The sequence below is a fragment of the Arthrobacter sp. Soil764 genome (assembly GCF_001428075.1).
Lineage (GTDB): Bacteria > Actinomycetota > Actinomycetes > Actinomycetales > Micrococcaceae > Arthrobacter.
The window spans coordinates 55,797-68,838 of sequence record NZ_LMSI01000004.1 but is presented as its reverse complement, the minus strand read 5'-3'; the positions used below and the strand labels follow the sequence as shown (position 1 = coordinate 68,838).

The following is a 13,042-nucleotide window of genomic DNA, read 5'->3' as shown; positions in this document are numbered from 1 at the left end:
GGTGGTGGTCAGGTGAGGGGGTGTTGGCTCTGGAAGAATGCGCTTATTCCCGCCCTTCGGACACCCAGGCGGGGTCCGCGGAACGGGAGCCGACGACGGCGTCCGAGGCTGCGTCGAGGGCCTCCAGGTGCACCGGGGTGAGGTCCAGGGCAAGTGCGCCAAGGTTTTCGTCGATCCGTGCGGCTTTGCGGGTGCCGGGGATGGGAACGACCGGCAGGCCCAGGCGCCTTCCCTGGGCGGGCAGCCAGGCCAGTGCCACCTGCGCGGGAGTGGCGCCGAGTTGGTCCGCCACGGACCGGACAGCGTCCACCACTGCCTGGTTGGCGCTTGCGGCATCAGGGGCAAAGCGGGGAATGTTCCGCCGGAAGTCCTTCTCGCCCAGGCTTGCGGTGTCAACGGTTCCGGTGAGGAAGCCGCGGCCCAGCGGGGAGTAGGGGACAAAGCCCACGCCCAGGGCTGCGGCGGCGGGAACAACGTGGCGTTCCACATCGCGGCTCCAGATGGACCATTCGCTCTGGACCGCGGCGATCGGGTGCACCGCTGCCGCGTCCTGCAGCTCCTGCGCCGTCACTTCGGAAAGGCCCAGGTGCTTGACCTTGCCCTGCTTCACCAACTCGGCCATGGCGCCCACGGTTTCCTCGATGGGGACCCGGACGTCGCGCCGGTGCATGTAGTAGAGGTCGATGACGTCGGTGCCCAGACGTTGGAGGCTCCGGTCCACGGCCTGCCGGACATACTCAGCGTCCCCGCGGATGTCCGTGTAGCCATCAGTGGGCGTGCCCACAAGAGCGAACTTGGTGGCCAGCTGGACCTCATCCCGCCGGTCCCTGAGCAGCTGGGAAATCAGTTCCTCGTTGCTGCCACCGCCGTAGATGTCCGCGGTGTCGATGAAACTGACGCCTGCATCGACGGCATGGTGCAGGGTCCGCAGTGCCTCGGCGGGGTCAACCTCGCCGTACACCGGGGTGAGGGCCATACCCCCGAAACCCAGGGGGCTGACGGCCAGGCCGTCGCCGAGCTGCACGCTGTTGCCGGGATTAGTGGGCGTGTTTGCCATGGATGCTCCTGTTCGTTTTCCTTATTTCCAAAAAGTGTGATCAAAGCCAGGGGATGATGCGGTCCGCGGCCGGGCGGGTGGCCTGGATCAGGCGGGCATTTGCTTCATCGGGTCCGTTGGCCCATGCCACCGCGGCCTCCCGGTCCATCCCGAAGGACACGTGGCGGTCCACTAACCGCTGCAGCCGCAGCGTGGGCGGTGTTTCCAGGAACCACACCTCGTCCAGTTGCGCCCGTATCTCTTTCCACGGTTCCTGGTCCGCTAGCAGGTAGTTGCCTTCCGTGATCACCAGCGGGACGTCAGCCGGGACGGCGATGGAGGCGGCCACAGGCTCGTCAATGACGCGGCGGAACTCCGGTGCGTAGACCACGGCCTCGTCCCGGCGCACCAGGCGCCGCAGCAGCGAAAGGTAGCCGCCGGCGTCGAACGTATCCATGGCCCCTTTCCGCTTCCGCAGCGGGGTTCCCTCAATGATTGCGTTGCCCAGGTGGAAGCCGTCCATGGGGACAACCACCGACGATCCTGGGCTGAACTGCTCCTGCAACCACGCCGCAAAGGTGGACTTCCCGGACCCTGGCGCCCCGGCGATGCCCAGGATGGTGCGCGTTCCGGGGGCTATCCTGCGCCGCAGCGCGTCCAGGGCGCTGGTGATCTCGGGGGAGTCCATGGCAAAAGCCTAGTCACTGGTGAGGGCAGGCGCCGCGTCCTTCGCAGGCAGCGCCTTGAGGCCGGCGGCGCAGCCCACGATGCCGGCAATGAAGAGCAGCTTCACCACGCTGAACGGTTCCACGCCGGTGGCCATGGCCCAGCCCACCGTTAACGCGGCGCCAATGCCCACCCAGACGGCGTAGGCGGTGCCCAGTGGAATGCTCCGGATGGACATCCCCAGGCCGAGCATGCTCAGGGTTGCGGTGGCGGCGAAGACAATCGTAGGCAGCGGCCTGCTGAAACCGTCCGACAGGCCCAGAGCCGTGGCCCAGACTGCCTCCAGGACAGCGGAGGCCAGGAGCACCAGCCAGGGAACAGAACGCTTCATCGTCACGCCACCACCTTGAGGCCAACCACGCACGCGGCGATGCCGGACAGCAGCAGCAGGCGCGCCGCCGTCGGACGCTCCACCCTGGTGGCCATCGCGTAGGCGGAGGTCAGGACCACGCCCACCCCGACCCACACCGCGTACGCCGTGCCGGTGGGAATGGACTGCATGGCCACCGCCAGGCCACCTGTGCTCGCGGCAACGGCCACAAGGAACAGGGCTGCAGGAGCCAGGCGCCGGCGCCCGGAAGCCTTGGAAGCACGGTGCAGGGCGGCTGCCCAGACGGCCTCCAGCGCGCCGGAAAGAATGAGGATTAACCAGGACATGACCAGATCCTTTGGCCAGTCTTGTCGCGTGCCGGGTACTGAACCGTCGTCCGGAGGCTCGGGATGGAGCCTTGGATTCCAAGGTAGCAAGGCGCGACGGCGGGGGCCACCTTGGTGCCCAACCTCACCAGCTGCAGTGGGCGGCTCAGCTGGCCGCCCGGTGGGCTGACCCCTCAGCCGCCATGCTGGGACAGCAGCTGTTCCACCCGCTCCGGCGCGTAAAGGCTTTCCTCCACCAGCCGGCAAAGGCCCACCGCCGTGGCCTTGCGGCTGTCCGCAGGGACGATCTCCAGGTCCACCAGGGAAGGCTCGAAGGCGTCGGCAAGAATTTGCTGCCGGCAGGCCTGCAGGAAGCCTGGGAGCACTCCCACCAGCCCGCCCACCGCTACCCGGCCGGGGTTCAGCGTGCCCACCATGGCGGCGAGGGCGCGTCCGAGCACCCTTCCGGCCGCCGTGATCGCGGCCCGGACGTCCGGATCGTCGTCGGCGGCGTCAACGAACCGGCGCAGCGTCCCGTAATGCGCAAATTGCGGGGCGGCCAGCAGTGCCCGCCCGGAAGCCACCGCCGCCAGGCAGCCGTCCCTGCCGCAGCGGCACCGGCAGCCGGCGGCCTCCGGGATGCGTACGTGCCCAATGTCCCCGGCGGCGCCGTGGGCACCGCGCACCAGCGAACCCCGGACAATGATCCCCGACCCGATCCCGGTGCTGACCTTCACCGCGACCAGGGAGTCGAGGGGGCCCCGGACCTCACCCACCGCCATGGACCGGGCGTCATTTTCCAGCAGGACCGGGCAGTCAAGCATGGATTCCATTGCCTCCTGCAACAGCTGCAGGTCCCAGTGGGCAAGGACGGTCCGCTCCAGCCCCAGGCGGTGGAGCGGGTCCACGGGAGCCGGCAGTCCTACTCCTGCCCCTACCGGCTGCCGGCCGTCGAGCAGCCGCAGCGCCTCCGCCACCACCTGTCCCACCACCACCTCCTGGGCGTTCCCGATCTCCACGGGGATACGGGCGGAAGCCACCACCTCCCTGCCCAGGGACAGGAGATGGATGCCGGCATGCGTATGGCCGATTTCCAGGCACAGCACCAACTTGTTGCGGTCATCGAAACGGAGCGAGCGGGGCGGCCTGCCACGCTGTGCGCGCAGGGGAGTGGACTCGTAGACAAGTCCGGCCGCGAAAAGCGCATCGAGCCGCTCGTAAAGGGTGGAACGCGCCATTCCGGTGATCTCCAGCAGGTCCGCCCGGCTGTACCCAGCGGCGTTGGAGCGCAGGAGCTGGAGCAGGTGCCCGGCGCTGGTGGCTGGGCCCGCCGGCGGCTGGGCAACCTCTCCCACCAACGTCCTCTGGTCCGTCATGCGGCCGGCTTCCTTTCCTGCTGGGTTCTTTCACTCCGTTGTGGGCGCGCGGGTTGCCCGCCCATCATTGACGTGATCTGTATCACACAATTATGATCGATCATCAGACAAAAAACCTAGCAGTCCTTCACCCCCAGGAGGCTCTAATGTCCGTTACCGCCCACCACGACGTCAGCCGGCGAGCATTGTTGAAGGGGGGCCTTACGGTCTTGGCGGCCGGCCCGGTGCTTGCAGCCTGCGGGGTGAATACCAGCGGAAGCGGCGGCAAGGGATCCGTCAGCTTCCTCTCCACGCAGTTCTCTCCGGTGGAGGAACGCCAGAAGTACGAGGCCACCCTCAAGAAATTCGCGGGGGACATCAGCGTTGCCTACAACCCCGTTGATACCGGCGTTTTCAACACCACGCTGAAGTCCCAGCTCGCCGCGGGGAAGGTCGAGGTGGGCATCGCCGGGGGGCTCCACGGCGACCTCGCCCCCTTCGCCTCCCAGCTGGAGGACCTCAGCTCGCTGATGAATGACCTGTCCTCGGCCGGCTACTCCAAGGATGTGGCTGAACTGGCCAAGCTCGGCACCGATGTTCCCCGCTACATCCCCTGGATCCAGGCCACGTACGTGCTGGCGGTCAACAAGAAGGCCCTGCAGTGGCTGCCGTCGGGAGCCGACGTCAACAAGCTCACGTACGACCAGTACCTGGCCTGGGCCAAGGCGGCCAAGGATGCCAGCGGCCGGCCCGTCTTCGGCCTTCCGGCCGGCCCCAAAGGGCTGCACCACCGCTTCTACCAGGGCTTCCTGCTGCCCAGCTTCACGGGCGGGCAAATCACCACCTTCCGCAACCAGGATGCCGTCAGCGCCTGGACGTACATGCGGGAGCTGTGGGCCAACACCAATCCGGCCTCCACCAATTACGACTTCATGCAGGAGCCACTTGCCAACGGCGAGGTCATGGTGGCCTGGGACCACGTGGCGCGGCTCATTACGGCCGTCAAGGACAAGCCGGACGACTGGCAGATGGTCCCGGCGCCCTCCGGGCCCAAGGGCAGGGGCTACCTCCTGATCGTGGGCGGCATGGCGGTGCCGAAGGGCTCGCCCGAGAAGGACAAAGCCTTCGAGCTCATCAAGGCGCTGTCCAAGCCCGAGGCGCAGATCGAGACACTGAAATCCAACTCCTTCTTCCCCGTGGTGAAGACGGACGTCGGCGGCGACCTCCCCGGCGGCGTGGCCCTCGAAGCGAAGGCCGTCAAGGCGCAGCAGGAGGCCTCCGACGCCCTGCTCGCCCTGCCGCCGGTGGGCCTGGGCGACAAGGACCCCCAGGTCTCCCAGCTGTTCAAGAACTGCTTCCAGGAGATCTGCCTGAACAACGCGGACGTCAAGGCCACGCTGGACAAGCAGGGCGCGGAACTGGCCAAGATCATGGACACCCTCAACGTCCCGTGCTGGGCGCCGGATCCCAAGACGTCCCCCTGCAAGGTCGCGTGATGGCCGCCCCGGATGCGCCTGCGGCAGCCAGGCCGCATGTTCCCCCTCCGGGCCCGAAAGTCCGTGCACCCAGGAGGAAGGGAAGCTCCGCGGCGCTGCTGCTGATTGCGCCGTCGATCGTGTTCATGACCCTGCTCTTTGGCTGGCCGATGGTCAGCGGTGTCCTGCAGGCATTCGGCGGCCCCGAAGGCCTGACAACGGCGAACTTCACCAGGATGTCCCAGGACCCGTACTTCTGGTCCTCCGTGGGCAACACCCTCCTGCTCATCGTGGTGATGATCCCCATCCAGTTTGTCCTGGCGCTGGCGATGGCCCTGCTGATCCGGGCCAAGCCGCGGGGGGCGTCTGCCTACTTCTACATCTGGGCCATCCCGCTGGCAGTCAGCGACCTCGCTGCCGGCCTGGTGTGGCTGACCGTCTTCACGGACCGCGGCTACCTCAACTCCCTCCTGGCGTCCCTGGGCATGCAGCCTGTCTCCTGGCTCGCGTATGACAACTACCCGTCCATGTTCGGTGCCGTGCTGATCGCGGAGGTCTGGCGGGCCACGTCGCTGGTGTTCGTGATCGTCGTGGCCGGCCTGCAGTCCATCCCCAAGGATTACGAGGAAGCCGCCGGCGTCTTCGGGGCCAGCTTCTGGAACCGGCTGTGGCACGTGACCCTGCCGCTGCTGCGCCCCAGCCTCCAGACAGCCCTGATCCTGAGGACCATCCTGGCCTTCCAGACCTTCGCCGTGGCCCTCGCCCTCACCGGCCAGAACTTTCCGCTGGTGGTGGGCGAAACCTACCGCTGGTACACGGGTCTGCAGGATCCCAACGTGGCATCCGCGCTGGCCCTGGTGGTCATGGCCGTGTCCATGGTCACGGCCGTGGGCTACCTGAAACTCCTGAGGGACCAGACGGAGGCGGCACGATGAGCCACGCGACAACATCCAGGACCGATGCCGGGACCACCCGGCCTGAACCCGGCGTGGACCGCAGGCCGCTGGCCCGGCGGCGCCGCAACCGGGTGCTCCTCCAGGTGGCCTGCATCCTGATCACCCTCTTCATGGCATTGCCCATCTACCTGATTGCCCTGGCGGCAATGTCCAGCCGGCAGTCGCTGCAGAAGTTTCCGCTCAGCTTCATACCGGACAACTTCTCCACCGAGACCATGCAGACCTTCCTGCAGTCCACCGGCATTTTGGGCGGCCTGATCAACTCCGTCCAGGTGGGCGTGTTCACCCTTGTGCTGTCGCTGCTTATCGGTGTTCCCGCAGGGTACGCCGTGGCCCGTTTCGCCTTCCGCGGCAGGGAGCCCTACCAGTTGTTCCTGCTGTTCACCCGCGCCCTGCCCATCGTCGTGCTGTCGGTTCCGCTGGCCCAGCTCTTCCTGCAGACGGGGCTCTACGACAGCGTCCTCGCCGTCGTCCTGCTCCACAGCGCACTGGCCCTGCCCACCACCATCCTGATTACCGCCTCGGTGTTCCTCGGTGTTCCGCGCGACGTGGAGGAAGCGGCCAGGATCTTCGGCTGCAGCCCGGTGCAGGCCTTCCTCAAAGTGGTGCTGCCCATGGCCATACCCGGCATCGCCGCGGCCTCCATCTTCACGTTCGTCATGTCCTGGAACGAAGTCCTGGGCGCGTCGATCCTGACGCTGAACCAGCGCACCCTCCCCGCCCAGGTCCTCAGCTCCCTCGCCGAATCGCCACTTGCCTACCGCTTCGCCGGCGGCTTCCTGCTGGTGGTCCCGGCCCTGGTCTTCATCTTCTTCATGCGCCGCTACCTCACCAACATGTGGGGCTCCACCATCCGCTGATTGCGTCCCAGAGAGGCCGTCCCATGGCTGACATCTCCATCAAGGGTCTGCACAAGACCTACCCCGGCAGCACGGAGCTGGCCACGAACAACGTCTCCCTCGAGGTGGCGGAGGGCGAGTTCATGGTGCTGCTGGGACCTTCCGGCTGCGGGAAGACCACCCTGCTGCGCATGGTGGCGGGCCTGGACTTCCCGGACAAGGGCAGCATCTCCATCGGCGGGAGGGACGTGACCTACCTTCCCCCGCAGGACCGCAACCTTTCCATGGTCTTCCAGTCCTATGCCGTCTTCCCGCACCGGAATGTCCGCACCAACATTGCGTTCGGGCTGATGATGAAGAAGGTTTCGCGGGAAGAGCTGGAGCGGAAGGTGAAATGGGCGGCGGACCTGCTGCAACTGAGCCCGTACCTGGACCGTTATCCGGCCAACCTCTCCGGCGGCCAGCGGCAACGGGTGGCCGTTGCCCGGGCCATCGTCATGGACGCCGATGTGCTGCTGATGGATGAGCCGCTGTCCAACCTCGACGCCCTCCTTCGCCTCGACTTCCGCGCCGAGCTGAAGAAGATCGTCCAGCAGCTTGGTTCCACCACGCTGTACGTCACCCACGACCAGGTGGAGGCGATGAGCCTCTCGGACCGGGTTGCGGTGATGAAGAAGGGCCAGATCGCCCAGCTGGGGCACCCGATCACGGTGTACGAGGAGCCGGCGGACCGTTTCGTGGGCGGCTTCATCGGATCGCCGCCCATGAATTTCCTGGACGGCCGGATCACCCAGCAGGGTGCCCTGGAAGTGGGCGGCCAGAGCATCGCGGCGCCCGAATTCCTGGCCCGGGCAGCGGCGCGCACCGGCGGCACGCCGGTCATGGTGGGCATCCGGGCAGAGAATATTTCCCTGGAGCAGCGGGGCTCGGAGGGTTCCTTGGACGCGGCGGTGGAAGTGGTGGAGCCGCTGGGGCACGCCACCTTGCTGACGGTGGACCTGGGTGGCCAGACCGTCAAGGTCCAGGTCCCCGCCACGGCCAAGGTTTCCGCAGGGGAGACGGTGGGGCTGCGCTTCGAGCAAAGCGCCCTCCGCTTCTTCGACACCGAAACCCAGTTGGGACTGACGGCGTGAGCGCGGAAGCGGACGCGCCCGGGTTTCCGCTTCGGGACCTTGAGGAGATGCGGCGGCGGGCCAGGGATGTCCTGGCAGGGAATGACCTGGGCACCATGGTCACAGCCGCACCGAACCTCTACCCGCACATGTGGAGCTGGGACGCGGCCTTTGTGGCCACCGGCCTGTCCACCATGAGCGTTGCCCGCGCCCTGCAGGAGCTGGACCACCTCCTCGCGGCGCAGTGGGAGAGCGGGATGATTCCGCACATTGTCTTCTCCGACGTCCCCGGCTATTTCCCTGACGTGGAGCGGTGGGGAACCCGCGGAGCATCACCCGAGGGAGTGAAGTCCAGCGGTATTTGCCAGCCGCCCGTGCATGCGACGCTGCTGCGCCGCATCGTGGAACGCGCGACGGCGGCCGGCGGTGAGGATGCCAGGCTCGCCGAAGAGTTCACCCGGCGGACGCTGCCGCAGTGGATCCACTGGCACGCCTGGCTCCGCACCAGCCGCGGCGGCGACGGCTCGGGCCTGCTCACGATCTACCATGGCTGGGAGTCCGGGATGGACAACTCGCCACGGTTCGACGGACCCTATTCCAGGGTCCGGCCCGGGAAAATGGAGCCCTTTGTCCGGACTGACACGCTGAAGGTCACCGACCTGAGCCAGCGGCCCAGCGACGAGGAATACAGCCGCTACCTCTGGCTGGTGCAGCAGATGGCCGACGTCCGGTTCGACGACGCCCGGCTGCCAGGCGTGATGGATTTCCAGGTCAAGGACGTCTTCATGTCGGCGATCTTCGCGGCGGCCAATGAGGACCTGGCCGCGCTGGCGGAACATATCGGCCTGCGCGGGGACGCGCCCCGCTTGCGGGAGTGGGCCCAGGAGTTCCGGGAGGGCGTGGACGCCACCGTTGATGAACACACAGGGCTGGCGCGGGACCGGGATGTGCTGGCAGATGTTTGGATCGGGCTTCCCACCATGGCCGGCTTCGCCCCGCTGATCTCCACGGCTGACAACGCCCTGCTGCGGCGGCAGCTGGAGATTTTCGAGGGGCCGGACTGGATGGGAGACCCGCGACTGGCCTTCCCGCTCCCGGCATCAACCTCCACCACCTATGAGGGCCTCAAACCGCGGCAATACTGGCGGGGACCGGTCTGGCCGGTGATGAACTGGTACCTGGCGGGCTGCCTGCGCCGGCGCGGTGACGAGGAACGGTACCGGCGGCTGCGTGAAGCTTCCCTTGCCCAGCTGATGGAAGGCCATTTCGCCGAGTACTACGAGCCGTTCACGGGCGAGCCGCTGGGCAGCATGGACCAGTCCTGGACGGCGGCCGTTGCGCTGGAATGGCTCGCCGACCCAGACGCCGCAGACGCCGCATGACCATGGAGGCGCCGCCGTCGTCCGCCCCCATGCCCAAAGCACCCGTGCGCCTCCTCATTGCCGGCGCCGGTGCACGGGGCTCCGCCTACGCCCGGCTTGCCGCGGATACCGGCCTCGCCGTGGTGGTGGGCATCGCGGAGCCCCGCGGGCCGCTGCGCGAAACCCTCGCGGCGGAGCTTGGCGTGCCGGCCGCGGGTGTTTTCGAGGATTGGCAGGCCATGCTCCGCACCCGGCTGCCGGCGGACGGCATCATCATTGCCACCCCCGACCGTGAACACGGAAGGCCGTTCGCCGCCGCGGCGGCCCACGGCTATCCCGTACTACTGGAGAAGCCCATCGCCCCCGACCCCGCCGGCTGCGCGGAGCTGGCGCGCCTCCAGCAGGAATCGGGAATCAGGGCCACAGTCTGCCATGTCCTGCGCTACACCCCGCTGACGGGGCTGCTGCGGCAGCTCCTCTCTGCAGGTGCCGTAGGCCGGATCATCTCCGTCCAGCACCTGGAGCCCGTGGGTTTCTGGCATTTCGCGCACTCGTACGTCCGCGGGAACTGGCGGCGGGAGGCGGGATCCAGCCCCTTCCTGCTGGCCAAGTGCACCCACGACGTGGACTGGCTTTCCTTCATCATCGGAAGCCGGCCCGTGCGGGTGTCCTCCTTTGGCCGGCTCTCGCATTTCCGGCCGGAGGAGGCACCCGAAGGCGCATCAGGGCGGTGCACCGACTGTCCGGCCGAGCCCCGCTGCCCCTATTCCGCCCTGCGGATCTACGGGCCGGGCCGCCCTCCGGACGGTGCCGCGGCGGACCCGGCACGGGCCTACTTTGCCGACGTCGTGGACCCGGGCGGTACCCGGGAATCGCTGTGGCAGGCACTGGAAACCGGGCCGTACGGGCGCTGCGTTTACGGGGGAGGCAACGACGTGGTGGACCACCAGGTGGTGAACATTGAGTACGACGACGGCACAACGGCCGCCTTCACCGCCACCGCCTTCACCGCAGCAGGCCCGCGGCGCACCAGGATTTTCGGGAGCCACGGCGAAATCTCGGTCGAAGCAGGCACTGTCTCGGTCCACGACTTCCTGACCGGCACCAGCACCGCCTATGCGGTCCCCGCTGCTGTTTCCACGGTGGCAGGTGAAAAGCATGAAGGCGGCGACCGGGGACTGGTTCAGGCCTGGGTCAACGCGCTCGCCGCCGGTGACTGGTCGGGTGTGGTGTCGGGCCTGGCGGAATCGCTGGTCAGCCATGCGGTGGTTTTCGCGGCTGAGGAGGCGCGCCGGCGTGGCAGCGTGGTCGCGGTGGAGGAGTTCAGCCCTGCGCGGTGACCGGGTCGATCGACACCACGGCCAGGAAGCCGCGGCCCAGGACTTCGGGGGAGTCGGCGTCGGAACCCACCACGGCGTCGTACCGGCCCAGTTCCAGCGGCTCGGACCCGCCTTCGCTGACCTTCGCCTGTCCCTGCAGCAGCACGCCAAGCTGCCCCTCAAAGACGGGGTGGGCGCGCTTTTTGGACAGCTCGATGATGGACGTGTAGCCCTTGCAGGCGGACGTGCGCGTGATGACGTTGAGGTCCCGGATATCGCCGGTAGGCAGCTTGGCCGCGGTGGCCGCGCCGCCGTCGAACCTGAAGGGCCGGTACTTTTCCAGCGGCTGTTCCGCGCCGTCCACCGAAAGCAGCAGCAGTTCCCCTTCAATGACCGTCAGGACCCGCTCCATGCCGGGGAAGGTGGAAAAGTCCCCTGCCTTGGCGACGTCAGCGATACTCACCCGCCAGTCCCAGCCGCCGTCGTCAGTGCCCTTGCGTGCGATTTCCCTGGTCACGCCGCCGCCGTTGCGCCATGGTTCGGCCTTGAGGTCAGCGAAGCGGATGATCTGCATCAGCCCAGCCTAGTTGCCCGCGGTGGTCACGCGTCGCAGCACGTGCCCTGTGCCTGCTACTCTCCTGCGGGGGGTCATCGCGAAAACAGCCTGAAGGAGCCGGGAATGTTCGTCAAAGTGTGTGGTCTCAGCACGCCCGAATCGGTGCGGGAAGCAGTGGACGCCGGCGCGGATGCCGTGGGATTTGTCCTCACCGCAAGCCCCCGGGTTGTCTCGCCGTCGCAGGCGGCCTCCCTGCTGGCAGCAGTCCCAAGTGGCGTTTCCCCGATCGGGGTCTTCCGGGACGAGCCGGTGGCGGACGCCATCGCCATTGCCCGGGCCGCGGGCCTGGAATGGATCCAGCTGCACGGCACGCGGTCACGCACGGACGTGGCAACAGTGCACGACGCCGGCATGAAGCTGATCAGGGCCATCACCATGGGTGCCGGCCAGGATGAGTTCGAAGACTGGGGTGAGGACCTGCTCCTGATCGATGCCGCCGTGCCGGGTTCAGGGGAATCCTGGGACTACGCCTCCGTGGCGGCCCTGCCGGCGCTGCAGGGACGGAACTGGCTGCTCGCCGGCGGCCTCGATGCCGCCAACGTAGGCCAGGCATCGGCGGCCGCGCATGCCTGGGGAGTGGATGTTTCCTCCGGCGTGGAGGCATCACGGGGCGTGAAGGACCTGGCCAAGGTCCGGGCCTTTGTCCACGCGGCAAAGGCAGCGGCCACGGTTTAGGCGCTGCGCCTGACCCGTGCCGAGGCCGGGATCAGGGCAGGATCAGGGGAGTCCCCCAGCCTTTTGTCAGAGGGGCGGGGGCACAATAGGTGCATGAAGACACTTCTGAACATCATCTGGCTGGTTTTCGGCGGCTTGTGGCTGGCCCTGGGCTATTTCCTGGCGGGCGTGGTCTGCTGCCTGCTGATCGTCACCATTCCCTGGGGCATTGCCTCATTCCGGATTGCCGCCTACACCCTGTGGCCGTTCGGCCGGATGGTGGTGGACAAGCCAGGCGGCACCGGCGTCTTCTCGCTGCTGGGCAATGTGATCTGGCTGCTCGTGGCGGGGATCTGGATCGCCATCGGACACGTGGTCACCGCGTTCGCCATGGCCGTGACCATCATCGGGATCCCGCTGGCCATCGCCAACCTGAAGCTCATCCCGGTGTCCCTCATGCCGCTGGGCAAGCAGATCGTGCCCACCAATACGCCGTTCGTGAGCAACTACCCGGTCAGCAGCTACCGCTAGGCAGATTCGTCCGGCCGGAGGGCGCGCAGCACACAGAACTCGTTGCCGTCAGGGTCAGCCATGACAACCCAGGTTGCCGCTGCGCCCTGTCCCACTGAAACCTGGCTGGCGCCCAGTTCTTCCAGCCGGGCCACCTCGGCGTCCTGGTCTTCGGGGCGGAGGTCCAGGTGAAGGCGGTTCTTCAGTTCCTTCCGCTCCGGGACTTTGAGGAACAGCAGGTCGGGCAGCACCCCGTCTTCGGCGCTGCCTGCCGGCGGTTCCAGCACAATCTCGTCGTCCTCCTCATGGGTGCGGCGCCAGCCGAGCGCCTTTTCCCAGAAGGCTGCAGGAACCCGGGGGTCGGTGGAATCAATGGCGAGGGCTTGGATGCGCAGGCTCATCCGTGCAGTTTTGCATCCGGTTCCGCAATCCGTAAACCCGTGCAGG

The 13,042-nt window shown here is 67.4% G+C and carries 15 protein-coding genes and 1 riboswitch; of the genes, 8 read left to right on the top strand and 7 right to left on the bottom strand.

Annotation, left to right across the window (positions count from 1 at the left end; genetic code table 11):
* Positions 1 to 43 precede the first annotated feature (43 nt).
* The 5 genes from ASG86_RS04545 to ASG86_RS04525 form a co-directional block, all read right to left on the bottom strand.
* The gene (locus tag ASG86_RS04545; RefSeq protein ID WP_056330892.1) at positions 44 to 1,057 is read right to left on the bottom strand and encodes an aldo/keto reductase; all 1,014 of its coding nucleotides are present in this window, start codon (positions 1,055 to 1,057) and stop codon (positions 44 to 46) included.
* 40 nt (positions 1,058 to 1,097) lie between these two features.
* Positions 1,098 to 1,724 carry a nucleoside/nucleotide kinase family protein gene (locus tag ASG86_RS04540; protein ID WP_056330886.1) on the bottom strand — a complete coding sequence of 209 codons (627 nt, stop codon included), beginning with the start codon at positions 1,722 to 1,724 and terminating at the stop codon, positions 1,098 to 1,100.
* A 9-nt stretch (positions 1,725 to 1,733) separates the two neighbouring features.
* A complete protein-coding gene (locus ASG86_RS04535) occupies positions 1,734 to 2,093 on the bottom strand; it encodes a DMT family transporter (RefSeq protein ID WP_056330885.1) in 360 nt (119 codons plus the stop codon).
* A gap of 2 nt (positions 2,094 to 2,095) precedes the next feature.
* Positions 2,096 to 2,419, bottom strand: a complete 324-nt coding sequence (locus ASG86_RS04530; protein ID WP_056330883.1) for a DMT family transporter — start codon at positions 2,417 to 2,419, stop codon at positions 2,096 to 2,098.
* Between the two features lie 10 nt (positions 2,420 to 2,429).
* A riboswitch (guanidine-III (ykkC-III) riboswitch) is annotated at positions 2,430 to 2,495 on the bottom strand.
* Between the two features lie 97 nt (positions 2,496 to 2,592).
* A complete protein-coding gene (locus ASG86_RS04525) occupies positions 2,593 to 3,774 on the bottom strand; it encodes an ROK family transcriptional regulator (RefSeq protein WP_056330880.1) in 1,182 nt (393 codons plus the stop codon).
* Positions 3,775 to 3,920: 146 nt separating this feature from the next.
* On the opposite strand from ASG86_RS04525, the gene ASG86_RS04520 reads away from it, so the two are divergent.
* Genes ASG86_RS04520 through ASG86_RS04495 form a run of 6 tightly spaced genes read left to right on the top strand, consistent with a single transcriptional unit; the run spans position 3,921 to position 10,836 of the window.
* Positions 3,921 to 5,249 (top strand): ABC transporter substrate-binding protein, encoded by a 1,329-nt coding sequence (locus ASG86_RS04520; protein WP_056330868.1) that lies wholly within the window; start codon positions 3,921 to 3,923, stop codon positions 5,247 to 5,249.
* Positions 5,249 to 6,163 (top strand): carbohydrate ABC transporter permease, encoded by a 915-nt coding sequence (locus ASG86_RS04515; RefSeq protein WP_082566669.1) that lies wholly within the window; start codon positions 5,249 to 5,251, stop codon positions 6,161 to 6,163. Before ASG86_RS04520 ends, ASG86_RS04515 begins: the two co-directional genes overlap by 1 nt.
* Positions 6,160 to 7,044 (top strand): carbohydrate ABC transporter permease, encoded by an 885-nt coding sequence (locus ASG86_RS04510; protein WP_056330866.1) that lies wholly within the window; start codon positions 6,160 to 6,162, stop codon positions 7,042 to 7,044. The genes ASG86_RS04515 and ASG86_RS04510 overlap by 4 nt, the downstream gene beginning before the upstream one ends.
* 23 nt (positions 7,045 to 7,067) lie before the next feature.
* Positions 7,068 to 8,156 carry an ABC transporter ATP-binding protein gene (locus tag ASG86_RS04505; RefSeq protein WP_056330864.1) on the top strand — a complete coding sequence of 363 codons (1,089 nt, stop codon included), beginning with the start codon at positions 7,068 to 7,070 and terminating at the stop codon, positions 8,154 to 8,156.
* Positions 8,153 to 9,517: a glucosylglycerate hydrolase gene (gene ggh / locus ASG86_RS04500; RefSeq protein ID WP_156386122.1), complete on the top strand. Its 1,365-nt coding sequence runs from the start codon at positions 8,153 to 8,155 to the stop codon at positions 9,515 to 9,517. The genes ASG86_RS04505 and ggh overlap by 4 nt, the downstream gene beginning before the upstream one ends.
* Positions 9,514 to 10,836 carry a Gfo/Idh/MocA family protein gene (locus ASG86_RS04495; protein ID WP_235565095.1) on the top strand — a complete coding sequence of 441 codons (1,323 nt, stop codon included), beginning with the start codon at positions 9,514 to 9,516 and terminating at the stop codon, positions 10,834 to 10,836. Before ggh ends, ASG86_RS04495 begins: the two co-directional genes overlap by 4 nt.
* Here the strand turns inward: ASG86_RS04495 and ASG86_RS04490 are convergent.
* Entirely contained in the window at positions 10,820 to 11,389 is a 570-nt protein-coding gene (locus ASG86_RS04490) for a HutD/Ves family protein (protein WP_056330862.1), read from the bottom strand. The two genes, ASG86_RS04495 and ASG86_RS04490, sit on opposite strands and share 17 nt — an antisense overlap.
* 105 nt (positions 11,390 to 11,494) lie before the next feature.
* Here ASG86_RS04490 and ASG86_RS04485 point away from each other — a divergent pair, with 105 nt between their 5' ends.
* Together ASG86_RS04485 and ASG86_RS04480 are read left to right on the top strand one after the other, a co-directional pair.
* The gene (locus ASG86_RS04485; RefSeq protein ID WP_056330859.1) at positions 11,495 to 12,106 is read left to right on the top strand and encodes a phosphoribosylanthranilate isomerase; all 612 of its coding nucleotides are present in this window, start codon (positions 11,495 to 11,497) and stop codon (positions 12,104 to 12,106) included.
* A gap of 93 nt (positions 12,107 to 12,199) precedes the next feature.
* Positions 12,200 to 12,616 carry a YccF domain-containing protein gene (locus ASG86_RS04480; RefSeq protein ID WP_056330856.1) on the top strand — a complete coding sequence of 139 codons (417 nt, stop codon included), beginning with the start codon at positions 12,200 to 12,202 and terminating at the stop codon, positions 12,614 to 12,616.
* On the opposite strand, the gene ASG86_RS04475 is transcribed toward ASG86_RS04480, so the two are convergent.
* Entirely contained in the window at positions 12,613 to 12,996 is a 384-nt protein-coding gene (locus tag ASG86_RS04475; protein ID WP_056330853.1) for a VOC family protein, read from the bottom strand. The two genes, ASG86_RS04480 and ASG86_RS04475, sit on opposite strands and share 4 nt — an antisense overlap.
* Positions 12,997 to 13,042: the final 46 nt, after the last annotated feature.